This is a genomic window from Mucilaginibacter sp. UYNi724 (genome assembly GCF_054057495.1).
In genome coordinates this window covers 95,820-113,691 of sequence record NZ_JBSRZI010000010.1, presented here as the reverse complement: position 1 = coordinate 113,691, position 17,872 = coordinate 95,820, and the positions used below count along the sequence as shown (strand labels likewise).

Here is a 17,872-nt window from a genome sequence, read left to right as displayed (position 1 = left end):
GATTGAGCGAATTTCAAAATCACTAATTCACCAACTCATTAAATCACTAATTATATCCCAACCATGAGCATCTTTTCAAAAATTATATCAGGCGAAATACCGTCGCACAAAGTTGCTGAAACTAACGAGTTTCTGGCGTTTTTAGATATCAGCCCGCTGGCAGAGGGCCATGTATTGGTGATACCTAAAACCGAGGTTGATTATATTTTTGACCTGGATGATGAGGTTTATATAGGCTTGCAGATGTTCGCCAAAATCGTGGCAACGGGCATTAAAAAGGCTATTTCATGTAAAAAGGTTGGGGTAGCCGTAATTGGCTTAGAAGTGCCCCACGCCCATATTCACCTGATACCCATGAACCAGGTAGATGATATGAATTTTGCCCGCCCAAAACTTAGTCCAACAGCAGACGAACTTGCCACAACTGCTTTAAAAATTGTTGAGGCTTTGAGGGAAGTGACCAACAAATAACATTACAGTAGAGACGCAATATTTTGCATCTCCCTTTGGTAAGACAATCTTATAAGAGACGCGAAGTATCGCGTCTCTTATAAGATTGTCGCCTTATATTTCCATTATTTCTTTCTTCTTTTTGGTACGCAAACGCTTTGGCACAAAATCAAGGATCTCTACTTTTAGGGCTTCTATCATTCGGCGTTTTAAAAAATTGCGGTGTATCACTATGCTTACTTCGCGTGCTGGCTCGGGGCTTTTAAAGTAGCGCACACGGTCGCGCTGGCGGTCGCTCATATCGGCAAGTGCAAGCTCGGGCAATATGGTGGCGCCATTGTTCATATCCACCATGCGTTTCAAAGTTTCAACACTACCCGTGTTATACTCAAAATGCTGAAACCCTTTTGTGGCTTTGCGGCGCTGGCAGATATTCAGCACCTGCTCGCGCATGCAATGGCCTTCGTTAAGCACCCAAATCTCTTCCATATCAATATCATCGGGCGTAATGGTTTTCTTTTTATAGAGCTTGCTGTTTTTGGATGCGTAGGCTACAAAATTCTCGTAAAAAACAGGGATTTCCGTCAGGCTGCTTTCGTGCAAAGGGGTAGATAGGATGCCGCAATCCAACGTCCCCATTTTTAGCTGCTGGATGATCATCTCGGTAGTTTGCTCCCAAACAATGAGTTTTACCTGCGGATATTTTTCAATAAAGCCGTTCAGTATCTTGGGTAGTATATACGGGGCCACCGTTGGGATGATGCCCACCTTTAATTCTCCCGACAATTCTTTTTGTCTGTCGGTGATAATTTCCTTTATTTTTTCGCTTTCGGCCAGTAAAATCCTCGCTTGTGCTATGATCTCCTCACCAATTTCGGTAGGAATAACCGGCTGATGGCTGCGATCGAAAAGTTTTACGCCAAGCGTATCTTCCAGCTTCTGAATCTGCATACTAAGCGTTGGCTGGGTGACAAAACATTTATTGGCGGCGGCCACAAAGCTGCGGTAGGTATCAACCGCGATAACGTATTCGAGTTGTGTTATAGTCATTATCAATATAATCTATCTAAAGATAGTAATTATTGATTTTTTCTATTCATAATTTTTAGTGAAGTTTGATTTTACTAATCTAAGTAAATAATGGGCCCTATAAAAAAGAAACTTACCACTGCATCGGGCAAGCCGTACGCAGAAAACGAGAACTCTCAAACAGCAGGACCACGCGGCCCTATTCTATTGCAGGATTTTATCCTGCACGAAAAAATGGCCCACTTTAATCGCGAACGCATCCCTGAGCGGGTTGTGCACGCAAAAGGTTCGGGCGCTTATGGCACTTTAACCATCACTCACGATATTACCAAATATACCCGCGCAAAGCTTTTTAACGAGATAGGTAAAGAAACCCGCACATTCCTGCGCTTCTCTACCGTTGGTGGCGAAAAGGGATCTGCCGATACCGAGCGCGACCCGCGTGGTTTTGCCCTTAAGTTTTATACAGAAGACGGTAATTGGGACCTGGTTGGCAACAATACGCCTGTGTTTTTTATAAAAGACCCAAAGAAATTCGGCGATTTTATCCATACCCAAAAACGGGATCCTTATACCAATTGCAAAAGCGCAACCATGATGTGGGATTTTTGGTCGCTTAACCCCGAGAGCCTTCACCAGGTAACTATTTTAATGAGCGACCGCGGCACACCGTATGGTTACCGCCACATGGATGGCTTTGGCAGCCATACGTTCTCGTTCATTAATAATAACAACGAGCGTTTTTATGTGAAGTTCCATTTTAAAACCCAACAGGGCATCAAGAATTTTACCGATGAAGAAGCCGGCGACATGCGAGGCAAAAACCCCGATTTTGCACAGCACGACCTATTAACGCATATCGATAACGGCGAGTTCCCTAAATGGGCCCTTAAGATCCAGGTGATGGCCGAGGCGGAAGCTGCTACCTATCATATCAATCCGTTCGACCTTACCAAGGTATGGCCACATGGCGACTACCCGCTTATTGATGTTGGTGTTTTAGAATTAAACGAAAACCCCGATAACTATTTTGCACACGTAGAGCAGGCTGCCTTTGCACCGGCACATGTTGTAGATGGCATAGGATACTCACCTGATAAGATGCTGCAGGGCCGCATACTTTCTTACCCCGATGCGCACCGTTACCGCCTTGGGGCTAATTACGAGCAGATCCCGGTGAACCGATGCCCTTTTATGGTGAATAATTACCAGCGCGATGGCAGGATGCGTGTTGATGGCAATGGAGGCAAAAACCCGAACTATTTCCCAAACAGTTTTGATGATATCCATGCCGACCCAAGTTATAAGGAACCGGCCTGGGATATAAATGCCCAGGTTGCTGATTGGTATGACCGCAATGCCGATGGCGAGAACGACCATTACACCCAACCGGGCAACCTATACAAGCTGATGAGCGATGAGGCTAAAAAAGATCTGGTGAAAAACATAGTACACTCCATGAGTGGTATTGATGGCCCTAAAAAAGACGAAATAACCAACAGGCAGCTTTGCCACTGGTTTCGAGCGGATATTGGATTGGGGATGGCCGTAGCACAAGGCCTGCAGTTGGACCTGAGTGAAACCATGAAACATATGCCGGCGTAGGTTGGAGCTAAGAAAAAAAAGTCGAGACAAACATTATGCTTATAGAAGCTGCCCGCCAAACACGGGTGGCTTCCTTATTTCTTAACTTTTCGTTTTGTTGAAGAAGCCGATTTAATACAGTTAGGCACTTTTTTGCCATTCTTTTTCTTCATGCCTGCTATTTTGTAGCCTGCCCAGCATGGGCCTCGTTTCCCGCGGTGTGCCATAATAATAGTTTTAGTTAAATAAGTTATGGCAAGGATTGTTCCAGTTTTAGCCACGAGAGACTTGAGATGGGAGATTAAGTGAAATATATTTGAAGCTAAAGATTTGAGGTTAAAGATATTGCGCAAAAAAAGGCCGATAACAACTACCGGCCTTTGTATAATATAAAATTTAGCGAACAAATCTCAGTTCACTAATCACTACTCAACTGTCACAGATTTTGCAAGGTTACGTGGCTGGTCTACATTACAACCACGCATTACCGCGATGTGGTATGATAGCAGCTGCAACGGTATAGTTGCCAGTAACGGTACAAAAGTTTCGCCTGTTTGCGGGATCTCGATGGTGTAATCGGCCATTGCTTTAACATCGGTATCACCTTCAGATACAATAGCGATGACGTGGCCTCCACGGGCTTTAACCTCTTGTATATTGCTTATAACCTTCTCATACGATGAGTTTTTGGTAGCAATGAACACAACCGGCATATCCGCATCAATTAAGGCGATAGGGCCGTGTTTCATCTCAGCAGCAGGATAACCTTCCGCGTGGATGTAAGAAATCTCTTTTAGTTTTAAAGCACCCTCAAGCGCAACCGGGAACGAACTGCCACGGCCAAGGAACAGGCAATTGGTAGAATCTTTAAAACGCTCGGCAATGGCTTTAACCACATCGTTACATTTCAAGGTTTGCTCAACCAATGAGGGAATTTCATCAAGCTCGGTTAAGTACTCAATAAATTTACTTTGGGTAATTGTACCGCGTTGCTGGGCTATGTAGAAAGCTATAAGCGTTAATACCGTAACCTGTGCAGTAAATGCCTTGGTTGATGCAACACCTATTTCGGGGCCTGCGTGGGTATAAACCCCTGCATGCGTAATACGTGGTATAGATGCGCCAACAACGTTACATATCCCGAAGATAGTAGCGCCTTTTTCTTTAGCAAGCTCGATAGCCGCCATAGTATCGGCAGTTTCGCCGGATTGTGAAATGGCAATAACTAAATCCTTTGAAGATATAATTGGGTTACGGTATCTAAATTCGGATGCATACTCTACCTCAACCGGTACACGCGCGTATTCTTCAATTAAATATTCGCCTACCAAACCCGCATGCCATGAGGTGCCACATGCCACAATAATTATCCGGTCGATGTTCTTTAGCTTTTCAATGTATTCTTTTATACCACCCAGGGCAACTAAACCCTGCTCTGGATAGATACGGCCACGCAGACAATCGCGGATAGAGCGCGGTTGCTCGTAAATCTCTTTAAGCATAAAGTGGTCGTAGCCGCCTTTTTCAAGCATTTCCAGCTTAAGCTCCAGTTCTTGTATGTAAGGGGTTTGAATAGTATTGTCTATATTTTTGATCAGCAGGTCATCGCGCCTAACGTAAGCAATCTCATTATCATTTAGGTAGATGACGTTTTTGGTGTACTCCACAATTGGTGTAGCATCAGATGCAATAAAATATTCGCCTTTACCAACGCCAATTACCATGGGGCTTCCCTTGCGGGCCGCTATTAGCTCATCTGGCTCATCCGCGCTCATAATAACAATAGCGTAAGCACCAACAACACGGTTTAGGGCAAGCCTAACCGCTTCGCGCAGGCCAAGGCCTGTAACGTCTTTTATTTCTTCAATAAGGTGTATTAATACCTCGGTATCGGTATCGCTTTTAAACTCGTGGCCTTTTGATGAAAGGGCTTCTTTAAGGGTAGCGTAATTTTCAATGATACCATTGTGGATGATGGTAAGCTTGCTGTCGCCTGATGAGTGCGGATGCGAATTTCTGTCGCTTGGCGCGCCGTGGGTAGCCCAGCGGGTATGGCCCATACCCGCAGTACCGGCAAGATCCTGGCCCTCAACATGGGCTTCCAGATCGCTTACTTTTCCGGCCTTTTTAAAAAGTTTTAGACCCTCATTTGCAAGGGCAACACCAGCACTGTCGTAGCCTCGGTATTCAAGCCTGTGAAGTCCTTTTATTACTATTGGATAGGCGTCTCTAAAACCTATATAACCTACTATGCCGCACATAAATAAATAAAATTTTGTATTGTAATTGATAGAATTAGATGTGCAACAAAAGTAAGGAGATAAATAGCATTATCAAGGTTAAAAATTAGATATAAAAAAAATACCCCAAATGGGGTATTTTTCAAAGGCTTTAAAAAGTTTTTTTATTGATTAAGCTTGGTATAAATGATGTTAAGCTTAATGTTATAGGGTGATGCATTCTTGCCGCCTATGATTGTCCTGTCGGCATAAGTAGAAGCAGGATTTATATCGATAGTACTGGTAATAGTAGGGTCAACCGGTGCCAGGAAGGTACCGTAATCAACCGTTTTACCCAACAGCAGATCTTGCAAGAACGCGGTCACTATAAAATGGTACTCGCCTTTTGTAGTATCAAAGTTGCCGCCAAAAACAGATGCCCGTGGGTCGGCCAGTGATGCATCCTGCAAATTTACACGTTGGTGAGCAATATCATATTTATACAAAGTAAGCCTTTTGCCCGGGGCAAATGGTGTACCACTACCCGGTTTAACACTAACCACAAGTTCCGCACGGTTTATAATTACATTATTAGCGCCTTCGGTAAATATATTTTTGACATTCGGGAACGAAATTTTCGACCTTAGGCCGGCAAGGCCTTGTAAATAAACCAAATTATCTGTTGATGTTCCGTCTAAAGCAGCCTGGACTTGTGTGCTGTATGTATGCTTAATTTCGGTGACATTTGTAGCAAATGGTAACGAAATCAGAGAGGTATCAATTGCACCTGCATTGTTTCTGCGATAATAATAAGTAACAACAGCAGAATCGAGCCTAAAGAACATGTTGCCACCAACGCCTGTTGTTTGGGATTTATCAAGCGAAATGTTTAAACCTTTAAATGTATTTTGAAAAACAGCGTTATTAGACAATGATGCTGAATTTGCACCGAAAAAGGAAGAATACATTGTTTCGGGATCAAGTGGGATGCGCACCTGTGGCTTAACCTTAATTAGCGTATCCGCGCCTCCGGTAACTATCGCTTTAATGTATAAACTATCGTGCGACCTTGATTTGAATGTTTTCGAACCCAATATAGTTGAAACAGTTTCAAAGTGCTTGGTATTGTAGTAAGATTTTGAAGGCGTTATACGCTCATTTAACTGGCGCACATCAATCTTAAAGTTCGACAAAAGCGAATCGCCGTAAAAGCCATTTGTTGCATAAGGCAATATTAATACTGCCGAATCTACGGTAATTACACCTGTTGGCAGTGTATAAGCTACAGAAGCGGGTAAAGATAATACTGCCGATATATTTGTTTCGGTAGTGCCAAATTCAGGATCTTTAAAGTAGGCCAGCGGTACACGGGTAGATAAATTATTTGTGATAATAGAATCTTCAAGCACGGTTGTAGCCACAACGCTGTTATCTGTTATCAAGCTACCGTTTATCTGGTTGGCCGGGTCTAAACCTATACCATCCTGCGTTTTGCAGCTATTCAAAATAAAAAGACTTATTAACAGGGTTAATAAGCCTAATTTGTAAAATTTCATATATAATTTTAAAGCTTAAGCAACATCCACCAATTGTTCGTTGGTGATTTCTTCGTAAAAATTGTAATAATTTTCGAAATCAGAAGTGGAAACGTATTCCATTACCGATTTATTGCTGTTTTTAACATTATTTAACACATCGGCATCAATATCAGCACTGCCTAAAACAATACCATCGCTGTAATGGATAGCACCTACATACATGGCTGTATTGGTACCTTCTTTGTAAACTTCAATATTAGCTTCGGTCATATCGCCCATTATGGCTTTACGTGCAAAATCATCATCCATTTTTTCCGTAAACTCATTTCCGTAGATTGAGTAAACTACTTTTGAATTTTTGAATGTAGGGTCGTCTTTGTACGTTGTCTTTAAATAAGCAGGCACCAAAGCACTCATCCAGCCGTGGCAGTGAATAACATCCGGCGCCCAGCCAAGTTTTTTAACAGTTTCTAATGCACCCTTGCAGAAGAAGATCATACGCTCATCGTTATCGGCATAAAATTTACCGTCTTTATCGTTGAAAACGTGCTTGCGTTGAAAATACTCTTCGTTATCTAAAAAGTAAACCTGCATGCGTGCTGCAGGGATAGAAGCTACCTTGATGATCAGCGGATTATCATTATCATTAATAATGATGTTCATCCCTGATAAACGGATAACTTCATGTAAACGGTTCCTGCGCTCATTAATGTTCCCAAAACGTGGCATCAAAATCCGGATCTCGAAACCTTTATCCTGCATAGCTTGCGGAAGTTGGCGCGTTATCTCAGCAATTTTTGTTAATTCGAGAAAGGGAGACATTTCATGAGTTATGAACAGTAGTTTTGATTTACCCATCACTAATCTATTAATAAATATATAAGAAGTTCAAAAAATTTGAGTGTGCAAATATAAGCATTATTATATGAACTGGCAACCACTTGTGCAACAGCGTTTGGTAGTTTTTAAGTAATTGTACACCTTTGCCAAATTTTTGCAATCTTTATTTTAGTTTGAAAACATTTATCACCCGCAAGGATCTTCGCGAATATTTATCTGAACAGGGCGCTGTAACTATTGGCTTTGTGCCTACCATGGGCGCGCTGCACAATGGCCACCTATCGCTTATTGCGCAGGCAAAGCAAGCCAACAATATTACCGTGTGCAGCATTTTTGTAAACCCCACTCAGTTTAACGACCCCAAAGATCTCGAAAAATATCCCCGCCCTATCGAGGCCGATATGGCCAAGCTGGAGCAAGCCGGTTGTGATGTTTTGTTTAACCCCGGGGTTAACGAGATGTATGACGATAATGAGCAATGGCATTTAGACATTGGGCAACTTGAACATTTGCTTGAGGGTGAATTTAGGCCCGGCCATTATCAGGGTGTTATGCAGGTGGTATTTAAACTGCTTGATATTGTAAAGCCAACCAACCTTTATATGGGCCAGAAGGATTACCAACAGTTTATGGTGGTGAGCAAAATGGTAGAGTTGATGCACATCCCGGTAAGTATGGTAATGTGCCCTATAGAACGCGAAGCCGACGGCCTTGCCATGAGCTCTCGCAATGTGCATTTAACTGCCGAAGACAGGCAACACGCACTCATTTTATCAAAAACGCTTAACTGGGTTACGGCCAATTTCAATAATCGTAACATAGCGCAAATTCAGCAGCAAGCCATGGATAAACTGGCAGCCGAAAATACTGTTGAGCCAGAGTACTTCAGGATAGTAGATGGCGAAACGCTATTACCTGCTAATGAGGATACCAAAAATATTGTTACACTAACTGCCGCCCGCGTTGGCAAAACAAGGCTGATAGATAATGTGATTATTAAATGGGTAGTAGTTAACGGTTCATAGATCATAGAACCGTCATACAGATATTACAAACGCGAAACATTCCCATGAACTATCAACTATGAACCATCAACCAAATATTCCTACCTTTGCATCATGATTATTGAGGTATTAAAATCAAAGCTTCATCGCGTTAAGGTTACACAGGCTGAATTGAACTATGTTGGCAGTATAACTATTGATGAAGACCTTATTGACGCGGCTAATATCATCCCGAATGAAAAGGTGCAAATTGTTAACAATAACAACGGCGCCCGTTTCGAAACCTACGTTATAAGGGGCGAACGTGGCAGCGGTACCATATGCCTTAACGGCGCGACGGCAAGGCTTGCCCAGGTTGGCGATATCGTGATCATTATGTCATACGCGTACATGGAAGCCGACGAGGCCCGTGCTTACGAGCCAATTCTTATTTTCCCGGATGCTAATAACAAGTTAATTAAGTAAATTAGCAGCAAACTAAGCCTGCTAATAATGCGATCATTTTTCGTTTCTTTCTTTCTACTCATCTCATCGGTTTGCTTTGCGCAACGCCAAAACGTTTATTTTTTTAAGGATAATGGCCGCGAGGTTGATGTTAAAGACAGTGCAGACTATATCCGCGTAGTAAGCGAGCCCGATTCTGGTTCTACCCTATATAATGTAATTGAATACTATGCCAACGGCAAGAAAAAGCGGATAGGTAGGTCAAAAGAAATCGAGTACAACAGTTTTTCAGGCATCAGTATGTCATTTTATAAAAACGGGACAAGAAAAACTACAGAAACTTTTATAGATGGTTGGCCTTACGGTGACTATTACGAATATTATCCTAACGGAAGTTTATATACCCATAAGGATATTATTACAAGAGATAAAAAAGCGCCCGGTGCTTCTTTTCCTGATAAAGTAACAACAGAAAGGATTATAGAAGCCTTTGATTCTTTGGGTACCGTAAAGGTAAAAGACGACAATGGCGAGCTTGCTCTATATAGCGATAACTTCACGGAAATTATTGAGCAAGGACCTATTGTAAACGGCAGTAAAAACGGAATTTGGAAAGGGACTGACAAACAAAGCAACGCAACATTTGAAGAAGACTATAATAATGGTAAGCTAATATCCGGAAAAGCTGTTGTTAACGGTGTAAATACAACTTACGACGTTAGGCGAGTTTCTCCGACATTCCCCGGCGGCGAAAATAAATTTGGTTATTTTTTGGGTACCAATATCAAATATCCGGCTACAGAAAGAGAAAGAAAAATTCAAGGACGGGTAGTTTTAAATTTCATGGTTGAAAAGAATGGCAAACTTACCAATTTTATCATTTTACGTTCGCCAAGCCATGGGTTAGGGGCCGAGTCTTTAAGAGTTTTACAGCTTAGCCCTAACTGGATCCCCGGTTTGATGTACGGAGTACCTGCACGGATAAGCTACTCTATGCCTGTAAACTTCACTCTGGCTAACGAATAAGGTCTCTTATGGATATCACCCCTCTTTTCAATCTGTTGAATAGCATACAAATACTCTCGCCCGATGTGAAACAGCGCTTTGCGGGGATGATAGTAGAAGAACAATTTCCAAAGAAAACTTTGTTACTTAAAGCCGGCCAGGTTGCGCACCGTATCTACTTTATAAAAAAAGGATTTGTGCGTGCGTTTTATCATAAAGATAGCAGCCAATTTACGAGTTGGTTTATGGGCACCGGCGAAATAATCATTTCTGTCTATAGCTTTTTTTCACGTAAACCATCCTTCGAAAGCATCGAAGCTTTAGAGGACTGTTCCGTACAATCCATAAGTTGGGAGCAATTGCAGGAGCTGTATAAAACGTTTCCTCAATTTAATATAACCGGGCGCATTATTACAGAACAGTACTACATCCGTAGCGAGGAGCGCGCTATTAACCTGCAAACCCTTACTGCAACACAACGGTATCAAAAATTAATGGCCGAATATCCGCAGGTAATTCAGATAGCATCGCTTGGGCAAATAGCCACCTATCTTGGCATTAAACAGGAAACACTAAGCCGGATCAGGGCACGTTAACGATTTTGACTTAAGTCAAAACTTTTCGCCGTCATTCAGTCGTAGATTTACAGCATAAAATTTAAACATTATGCTTATTGTAATTCTTATCTGTTTCGCGCTTTGTTTCATCATTGAAAAAAGCAACCCCGGCTGGAAACTGCCCGCTGTGCCAACCTGGACCATCAGGGTACTGGCTGTAAACTTTGCTCAACTGGCTATAGTTACAATTGCCGGTTACACCTGGGAAAAATGGCTATCGGCTTATTCTCTATTTCATTTATCCCATCATGTACCATCCTGGGCCGGCGGTATCATCGCATACGTTATTGCAACGTTCATATTTTACTGGTGGCACAGATGGCGCCACGAAAGCGATTTTTTGTGGACCCGCTTCCACCAGATCCATCATAGCGCACAACGCATAGAAGTGATAACATCCTTTTATAAACACCCTTTAGAAATGACGGTGAACTCTATCATTGGCAGTTTATTGGTATTTACGTTATTAGGATTAAATACGGAAGCGGGGGCTATTTATACTTTATGTACCGCTTTGGGCGAGTTTTTTTACCATACCAATATTAAAACACCTAAATGGATAGGCTATATTTTTCAACGGCCCGAGATGCACCGCATCCATCACGAGTATAATAAACACACCAGCAATTACGGTGATATAGTGTGGTGGGACATGCTTTTTGGCACATACAGCAACCCAAAAGAATTTACAACATCGTGTGGATTTGACACAGATAAGGAGTTAAGATTGGCAGACATGCTTAAGTTTAAAGATGTACACAAATGTTAATACATGTTTTTACAAATTTAACTACCCAAATATCTACAAAATGCTATCTTTGCACCCCGACGCTGAGGTCGGGATTTTTCGCCTTTCAGCGCATAGGATTTTCAAATCCTTAGTCGGTAGTCTTTAGTCTTTTATCGCTTGATTTAAGGCCCTGACCCACGACTTTGGACATAAGACATAAGACTTAAAAAACTATGCCCAGAGACACTTCCATTAAATCTGTTTTAATTATTGGTTCGGGCCCTATTATTATAGGCCAGGCGTGTGAGTTTGATTATGCCGGTTCGCAGGCTGCCCTTTCGTTGAAGGATGAAGGCATCACCGTATCCATCATCAACAGCAACCCCGCCACCATCATGACCGATAAGGTTATTGGCGACCATGTTTACCTGCTACCGCTTAACGTGGAAAGCCTTGAGAAAATACTCATCGAACAAAAGATTGACGCCGTGCTGCCTACCATGGGTGGCCAAACCGCGTTAAACCTTTGTATCGAGGCTGATGAGCAAGGCTTATGGAAAAAATACGGGGTTAAAATTATAGGGGTTGATATAGCCGCTATAGAGAAAACGGAGAACCGGGAAGCCTTCCGCCAGTTAATGGTGGATATTGGCGTTGGGGTGGCTCCTTCAAAAATAGCCAACTCGTTCCTGGAAGGTAAAGAAGCCGCGCAGGAAATTGGTTTCCCGCTGGTAATTCGCCCAAGCTATACCCTTGGTGGTAAAGGTGCTGGCTTTGTACATAAAAAAGAAGATTTTGACGCTGCTTTAAGCCGCGGTTTGCAGGCATCGCCAACCCACGAGGTTTTGGTAGAACAAGCCGTTTTAGGCTGGAAAGAATACGAATTAGAGTTATTGAGGGACGGTAATGATAACGTTATCATCATCTGTTCTATCGAAAACTTCGACCCGATGGGCATCCACACAGGCGACTCGATAACTGTGGCGCCTGCCATGACCCTTAGCGACCGCTGCTACCAGGAGATGCGTAACCAGGCCATTAAAATGATGCGCGCCATTGGTAACTTTGCAGGTGGCTGTAACGTACAGTTCTCGGTTAACCCGGCAGATGAAACCATCATCGCTATCGAGATAAACCCGCGTGTATCACGCTCATCGGCATTAGCATCAAAAGCAACAGGTTACCCAATAGCTAAAATAGCTGCAAAGCTGGCCATAGGTTACAACCTTGATGAAATAGAGAACCAGATCACCAAAACAACGTCGGCTTACTTTGAGCCAACATTAGATTACGTGATCGTAAAGATCCCCCGCTGGAACTTTGACAAATTTAAAGGCGCTAACCGCGAGCTTGGCCTTACCATGAAATCGGTAGGCGAGGTTATGGGCATTGGACGCAGCTTTATAGAGGCTTTACAGAAAGCCTGCCAGAGTTTGGAGATTGGACGTGCCGGCCTTGGCGCCGATGGCCGCCAAAGCCGCAACCTGGACGAGATCATGCACAGTCTGGAGCATCCAAGTTGGGACAGGTTGTTCCATATCTATGATGCCATGAGCCTGGGTGTGCCTATCGAGTCTATCCGTAAGGTAACAAAAATTGACCGCTGGTTCCTAAACCAGATCCAGGATGTAGTGAACATCGAAATAGAACTGCGCCGCTACTCATTGAATAATATCCCCGAAGATTTCTTCTTCACCCTTAAACAACGTGGTTTTTCGGATACCCAAATTGCCTACGTTTTGGGTAACGTAACAGAAGAGGATGTTTACCAGCGCCGCAAAGCCCTTGGCATTAAACGCGTTTACAAAATGGTAGATACCTGCGCGGCCGAGTTTGCTGCCAAAACACCATATTACTACTCTACTTACGAAGGCGAGAATGAATCTATCGTATCCGATAAAAAGAAGATCATCGTATTGGGATCGGGACCTAACCGTATTGGCCAGGGTATCGAATTTGATTATAGCTGTGTGCATGGTTTATTAGCCGCGAAAGAAAGCGGTTACGAGGCCATCATGATCAACTGTAACCCTGAGACTGTATCTACCGACTTTAACATGGCCGACAAGCTGTACTTCGAACCTGTTTTTTGGGAGCATGTACGCGAGATAATCGACCTGGAAAAACCGGAAGGCGTGATTGTACAGTTAGGTGGCCAAACAGCCCTTAAAATGGCCGAAAAGCTGCATGAGCATGGCATCAAGATCATCGGTACATCATTCAACAATATGGACGTTGCTGAAGACCGCGGCCGTTTTAGCGACCTGTTGAAAGAATTAGAGATCCCTTACCCTAAATATGGTGTTGCAGAAAGTGCCGAAGAAGCATTGGTTGTTGCGCACGAAGTAGGCTACCCCGTATTGGTGCGCCCAAGTTACGTACTTGGCGGCCAGGGTATGAGCATCGTGATAAACGATGAGGACCTGGAGAAAGCTGTGGTAAATCTGTTGAAAAATTTACCCGGTAATAGGGTATTAATTGACCACTTCCTGGATCGCGCTGCCGAAACCGAGTCAGATTCTATCCATGATGGCGAGGATGTGCATATCATTGGTTTAATGGAACACATTGAGCCTGCCGGCATCCACTCTGGCGACTCATTCGCGGTATTACCACCGTTTGATCTGAGCGATAACGTGATCAGCCAGATGGAAGAATATACTGCCAAAATAGCACGTGCGTTAAACGTTCGTGGCTTGCTAAACATCCAGTTCGCGGTTAAAGAAGATAAGGTATTTGTGATAGAGGCAAATCCGCGCGCATCGCGTACGGTGCCATTTATAGCTAAGGCTTACGATGTGCCATACATAAACATTGCCGCCAAAGTAATGCTTGGCGTCAACAAACTAAAAGATTTTACCATTGAGCGCAAGCTTAAGGGATATGCAATAAAAGAGCCTGTATTTTCGTTTGATAAGTTCCCCGAGGTTGAAAAACAACTGGGCCCCGAAATGAAATCGACAGGTGAGGCGATCAGGTTCATTCCTGATCTTCAGGATCCATATTTCAGGCATCTGTATAAAGAAAAATCAATGTATTTGAGCAAGTAATTTAAAACTGGCACCGGTTTTGAATTTAAAGTTAGCGCCCCGGGTTTTCGCGGCGGCTAAATGGTCTAATTTAGTACTATAGGATTGAAAGTTAGTTTAAAAAATACACCGGTCGTTAATTTGAACAATATCGACCCGGAGGATGTAAGTGATGTTTTGTTAAAGATCGAAAGATCGTTCAATATCCGGTTCGCAGACGAAGATCTTAAACACGTAAAAACCTTTGGCGCCTTGTGCGACATGGTTGTTGACAAGGTTAAACAAGTACAGGGAGAAAGTTGCACCACACAGCAGGCTTTTTACAAATTGCGTAATGCGATCAACGCTAAAAAACCAATTGAAAAGTGCGACCTAAAACCGCAAACCAAACTTTGCGAACTTTTCCCGCGCGATAACCGTATTGAGGTTGTTGCCGACTTGGAAGACGAAATGGGTTTACACATGAGCCTTTTGCGCCCAAAACCGGGTGTTGTATGGGCATTTGCTATAGCCCTTTTAGTTTCTGTAACCGTTAGCTTTGTATTTGGCATTGTTGGTTACATAGGTATGGTGATCTCTATTACCGGCTTGATACTGGCAGGTAAATTTGGCCGCGAACTTAAGGTGAAAACCCTTGGCGACCTGTCAGAAAAAATCGCCCGCGAACATTACCTTAAATGCCGACGTAATGCCCAAACTGTTAACCGTGCCGAAGTAGCCGAAAAAGTAAAAGAACTTTTTGCCGATTATCTGGACGTTGAACCGGCATCTTTAAGAAAAGAAGCAAGGTTTGCATAGGTAGGTTGAAAGCGAAAGGAATAAAGCGAAAAGCTTGTGAATAGCGATGGGTTTAGGCCTGTCGCTATTTTTGTTTTATCGTATCTCTTAATGATACGCGGGGATAAGCTTCCCTACCTGTCTACCATTAACCCCGAAACTTCGAAAGTGATCCTTGTTTTTGGGTTAATCTTTTCCCGGTGCTGTTTACTGCCTATTACCGTATCGCCGGCAAAGTGCTGCATATCATCGGCCGTTAAAATGCGCTGGGCTACGCCCTGTATAATTACGCCCCGGCCCTTTAATTGGGTTGGCAGGGTAATGTCATAGTCTTTAAAATGCGCAGCTATGATCTTACCCCCGCCCGCATCCATTTCAAACCAGCCGCCTTTTTCTTTGGTAACCCGTATGAGTGTCCCGGTAAGCGCGGTGGTTTGCCTTATCTTTTTACCCATAAATGCTTCTATGTTATTAGCGGGCACAGGCGCGATGTGGTTGGGCTTGGTGCCAAACACCATCCCATGCGGCAGGTGCACGTGCTTTTGCGCAAAGCAGCTTATCCCGCAAAAAATAAAAATGACGAATACTAATTTCTTCATTACGCTGTTTAACATTTGTATTAGTTGTTAGTTTGCCGCTTTTGATTTTAGCGGCTATTTTTTACAACAATTGGGCGCAGGCCAATTATTTTAAGATATTTGCACAAGTGAAAAAGAGCGAACGGGTTTTATTAGCAAGGTACCAGCACGAGTTTGTTGAAGCCGGATGTGACGAAGCCGGTCGTGGTTGCCTTGCGGGGCCTGTATTTGCGGCCGCAGTAATTCTCCCCCGTGATTTTGACCACCACCTGCTAAACGATTCTAAGCAATTAACCGAAGAAACCCGCTACCAACTCCGTATAGAGATAGAAGAAAAAGCCATTGCCCATGCCGTTGCCTGGTGCGATAATATCGAAATAGACGAGATCAACATCCTGAACGCGTCATTCCTGGCCATGCACCGCGCTATTGATAAGTTACTTTGCATCCCACAGTTTTTAATTATAGATGGTAACCGTTTCAATAAATACCGAGATACCCCACACCACTGTATTGTTGAAGGCGATGCAAAATATTTTAGTATCGCGGCAGCATCTATCCTCGCTAAAACTTACCGGGACGATTACATGAAGCAAATCGCTTTAGAACATCCCGAGTACGAATGGCACAGCAATAAAGGCTACCCAACCATCAGTCACCGTAAAATGGTGCTGCAACACGGGCACACGCCATATCACCGTAAAACATTTAAAGTAACCCAGCCGGGCATCCCTATTTCTGAAGAGATAATTGTTAAAGCCTAAAGGGTTTAATACCTTTACAGCAACCAACTGACCTTTTGTTTTGAGGATATTAATACTAACCCACCGCACGCCGTTTCCGCAGAATGGTGGTTACCCTATTGTGGTAGGCAATACCATAAAAGGTTTGGTAGCGCTTGGGCACGACGTTACCCTGATATCCCTCAACGTAAAAAAGAACAGCGCCCCCCGTGAGCGCGATGAGCTACTTGAAAAGATAAACTATACCGAGTACAATATCGACACCCGCGTAACCATGATAGAGGCGGTGAGCAACCTGTTTACTAATAACTCTTACAATATTGATAAGTATTATAATGCCGGCTTCGAGAAGCTGCTGTTCAGGAATTTAACAGACAACAAGTACGACATTGTCCAGTTAGAGGGGATATTTGTGGCGCCCTACCTGGATGTGATTCGCAAAAACTCAAAGGCAAAAATAATTTTCAGGGCGCATAACATCGAGCACCAGGTTTGGCAAAAGCTGGCCCAGCAAAAAAGTGACCCGTTTAAACGCTGGTATCTGCAGCTACTTGCCCGCCGAATCAAAAACTACGAGTTGGAGTTGCTAAATAAGTTTGACGGCATAGTAGTATTTACCGATCAGGATAAAACATCCATGCTGTCATTCGGTACTAAAATACCGTTAACGGTTTTGCCTATCGGGATAGCCCTTTCGCTATATAAACCCGACCACAGCAAAGAAGATTTCCCAAGCCTGTTTTTCCTGGGCTCGCTGGATTGGCTGCCCAACCGCGAGGGCATAGAGTGGTTTATAGATAATTTCCATAAAGACCTAATCGACGGCGACCTGAAAGCCAAGTTTTATGTAGCAGGCCATAACATCCCCGAGCGGTTTGATGATTATGAAGTGCTGGGGAAGGTGTTCATACATGGCGAGGTTGATAATGCACTTGAATTTGTGAACAGCAAATCTATCATGATCGTTCCGCTGCTATCCGGTGGCGGCATGCGGGTAAAAATTGTGGAGGGTATGGCAATGGAAAAATGCATCATCTCTACCACCCTTGGTGCTGAAGGGATCAATATCCAGAACGGTAAAAATATTATTATCGCCAACAATACCGACGATTTCCATCGCGCCATGAAAAGATGCATTACCGACGAACATTACTGCCGCGAAATTGGCCGCAACGCGCGCCGCCTTATAGAGCAGCAGCACGATGTGAATACCATTACACAACAGCTTGCCGATTTTTATCAATCAATTATATAAACTACCCGCGTACTACAGCTATTTTGCTAT

Annotated in this window: 17 protein-coding genes; 11 read left to right on the top strand and 6 right to left on the bottom strand. The window is 43.3% G+C overall.

The genetic code is table 11. The features are described 5' to 3' along the window. The first annotated feature begins 63 nt into the window (after positions 1-63). On the top strand, positions 64-471 hold the full coding sequence (locus ACVW0P_RS15260; RefSeq protein ID WP_354427336.1) for an HIT family protein: 408 nt from the start codon (positions 64-66) through the stop codon (positions 469-471). Between the two features lie 93 nt (positions 472-564). On the opposite strand, the gene ACVW0P_RS15255 is transcribed toward ACVW0P_RS15260, so the two are convergent. Next, positions 565-1,500: a LysR substrate-binding domain-containing protein gene (locus ACVW0P_RS15255; protein WP_457132855.1), complete on the bottom strand. Its 936-nt coding sequence runs from the start codon at positions 1,498-1,500 to the stop codon at positions 565-567. A 90-nt stretch (positions 1,501-1,590) separates the two neighbouring features. Between ACVW0P_RS15255 and ACVW0P_RS15250 the strand changes: the two genes are divergently transcribed. Further along, positions 1,591-3,084, top strand: a complete 1,494-nt coding sequence (locus ACVW0P_RS15250) for a catalase (RefSeq protein ID WP_457132854.1) — start codon at positions 1,591-1,593, stop codon at positions 3,082-3,084. A gap of 74 nt (positions 3,085-3,158) precedes the next feature. Here the strand turns inward: ACVW0P_RS15250 and ACVW0P_RS15245 are convergent, their stop codons facing one another. From ACVW0P_RS15245 to ACVW0P_RS15230, 4 genes are all read right to left on the bottom strand, one after another. Next, positions 3,159-3,290 (bottom strand): hypothetical protein, encoded by a 132-nt coding sequence (locus ACVW0P_RS15245; RefSeq protein WP_457132853.1) that lies wholly within the window; start codon positions 3,288-3,290, stop codon positions 3,159-3,161. A gap of 198 nt (positions 3,291-3,488) precedes the next feature. Continuing rightward, entirely contained in the window at positions 3,489-5,324 is a 1,836-nt protein-coding gene (gene glmS, locus ACVW0P_RS15240; RefSeq protein WP_457132852.1) for a glutamine--fructose-6-phosphate transaminase (isomerizing), read from the bottom strand. A gap of 143 nt (positions 5,325-5,467) precedes the next feature. Then, entirely contained in the window at positions 5,468-6,838 is a 1,371-nt protein-coding gene (locus ACVW0P_RS15235) for a DUF4270 family protein (protein WP_457132851.1), read from the bottom strand. Positions 6,839-6,853: 15 nt separating this feature from the next. Next, a complete protein-coding gene (locus tag ACVW0P_RS15230; protein ID WP_457132850.1) occupies positions 6,854-7,678 on the bottom strand; it encodes a glycogen/starch synthase in 825 nt (274 codons plus the stop codon). A 155-nt stretch (positions 7,679-7,833) separates the two neighbouring features. Here ACVW0P_RS15230 and panC point away from each other — a divergent pair, with 155 nt between their 5' ends. The 7 genes from panC to ACVW0P_RS15195 all read left to right on the top strand — a co-directional run bounded on the left by panC (position 7,834) and on the right by ACVW0P_RS15195 (position 15,287). Further along, positions 7,834-8,685 (top strand): pantoate--beta-alanine ligase, encoded by an 852-nt coding sequence (panC, locus tag ACVW0P_RS15225; protein ID WP_457132849.1) that lies wholly within the window; start codon positions 7,834-7,836, stop codon positions 8,683-8,685. 93 nt (positions 8,686-8,778) lie between these two features. Next, positions 8,779-9,129: an aspartate 1-decarboxylase gene (gene panD, locus ACVW0P_RS15220; protein WP_354427351.1), complete on the top strand. Its 351-nt coding sequence runs from the start codon at positions 8,779-8,781 to the stop codon at positions 9,127-9,129. Between the two features lie 27 nt (positions 9,130-9,156). After that, positions 9,157-10,134: a TonB family protein gene (locus ACVW0P_RS15215; RefSeq protein ID WP_457132848.1), complete on the top strand. Its 978-nt coding sequence runs from the start codon at positions 9,157-9,159 to the stop codon at positions 10,132-10,134. Between the two features lie 8 nt (positions 10,135-10,142). After that, on the top strand, positions 10,143-10,709 hold the full coding sequence (locus tag ACVW0P_RS15210; RefSeq protein ID WP_457132847.1) for a Crp/Fnr family transcriptional regulator: 567 nt from the start codon (positions 10,143-10,145) through the stop codon (positions 10,707-10,709). A gap of 70 nt (positions 10,710-10,779) precedes the next feature. Further along, on the top strand, positions 10,780-11,499 hold the full coding sequence (locus ACVW0P_RS15205) for a sterol desaturase family protein (protein WP_457132846.1): 720 nt from the start codon (positions 10,780-10,782) through the stop codon (positions 11,497-11,499). Positions 11,500-11,693: 194 nt separating this feature from the next. Continuing rightward, positions 11,694-14,510 (top strand): carbamoyl-phosphate synthase large subunit, encoded by a 2,817-nt coding sequence (gene carB / locus ACVW0P_RS15200; protein ID WP_457132845.1) that lies wholly within the window; start codon positions 11,694-11,696, stop codon positions 14,508-14,510. Positions 14,511-14,594: 84 nt separating this feature from the next. Next, positions 14,595-15,287 (top strand): hypothetical protein, encoded by a 693-nt coding sequence (locus ACVW0P_RS15195; protein ID WP_457132844.1) that lies wholly within the window; start codon positions 14,595-14,597, stop codon positions 15,285-15,287. Positions 15,288-15,400: 113 nt separating this feature from the next. Here the strand turns inward: ACVW0P_RS15195 and ACVW0P_RS15190 are convergent, their stop codons facing one another. Then, complete coding sequence (locus tag ACVW0P_RS15190; protein WP_457132843.1) at positions 15,401-15,865, bottom strand: DUF4920 domain-containing protein; 465 nt, start codon at positions 15,863-15,865, stop codon at positions 15,401-15,403. 107 nt (positions 15,866-15,972) lie between these two features. Here ACVW0P_RS15190 and ACVW0P_RS15185 point away from each other — a divergent pair, with 107 nt between their 5' ends. Both ACVW0P_RS15185 and ACVW0P_RS15180 read left to right on the top strand, forming a co-directional pair. After that, entirely contained in the window at positions 15,973-16,608 is a 636-nt protein-coding gene (locus ACVW0P_RS15185) for a ribonuclease HII (RefSeq protein WP_457132842.1), read from the top strand. A 40-nt stretch (positions 16,609-16,648) separates the two neighbouring features. Further along, positions 16,649-17,842: a glycosyltransferase family 4 protein gene (locus ACVW0P_RS15180; RefSeq protein WP_457132841.1), complete on the top strand. Its 1,194-nt coding sequence runs from the start codon at positions 16,649-16,651 to the stop codon at positions 17,840-17,842. Positions 17,843-17,872 lie beyond the last annotated feature (30 nt).

Bases quoted from the DNA above. Each gene is read 5' to 3' on its own strand.
- ACVW0P_RS15260 (WP_354427336.1), top strand. From the start codon at position 64: ATGAGCATCTTTTCAAAAATTATATCAGGCGAAATACCGTCGCACAAA.
- ACVW0P_RS15255 (WP_457132855.1), bottom strand. From the start codon at position 1,500: ATGACTATAACACAACTCGAATACGTTATCGCGGTTGATACCTACCGC.
- ACVW0P_RS15250 (WP_457132854.1), top strand. From the start codon at position 1,591: ATGGGCCCTATAAAAAAGAAACTTACCACTGCATCGGGCAAGCCGTAC.
- ACVW0P_RS15245 (WP_457132853.1), bottom strand. From the start codon at position 3,290: ATGGCACACCGCGGGAAACGAGGCCCATGCTGGGCAGGCTACAAAATA.
- glmS (WP_457132852.1), bottom strand. From the start codon at position 5,324: ATGTGCGGCATAGTAGGTTATATAGGTTTTAGAGACGCCTATCCAATA.
- ACVW0P_RS15235 (WP_457132851.1), bottom strand. From the start codon at position 6,838: ATGAAATTTTACAAATTAGGCTTATTAACCCTGTTAATAAGTCTTTTT.
- ACVW0P_RS15230 (WP_457132850.1), bottom strand. From the start codon at position 7,678: ATGGGTAAATCAAAACTACTGTTCATAACTCATGAAATGTCTCCCTTT.
- panD (WP_354427351.1), top strand. From the start codon at position 8,779: ATGATTATTGAGGTATTAAAATCAAAGCTTCATCGCGTTAAGGTTACA.
- ACVW0P_RS15215 (WP_457132848.1), top strand. From the start codon at position 9,157: ATGCGATCATTTTTCGTTTCTTTCTTTCTACTCATCTCATCGGTTTGC.
- ACVW0P_RS15210 (WP_457132847.1), top strand. From the start codon at position 10,143: ATGGATATCACCCCTCTTTTCAATCTGTTGAATAGCATACAAATACTC.
- ACVW0P_RS15205 (WP_457132846.1), top strand. From the start codon at position 10,780: ATGCTTATTGTAATTCTTATCTGTTTCGCGCTTTGTTTCATCATTGAA.
- carB (WP_457132845.1), top strand. From the start codon at position 11,694: ATGCCCAGAGACACTTCCATTAAATCTGTTTTAATTATTGGTTCGGGC.
- ACVW0P_RS15190 (WP_457132843.1), bottom strand. From the start codon at position 15,865: ATGAAGAAATTAGTATTCGTCATTTTTATTTTTTGCGGGATAAGCTGC.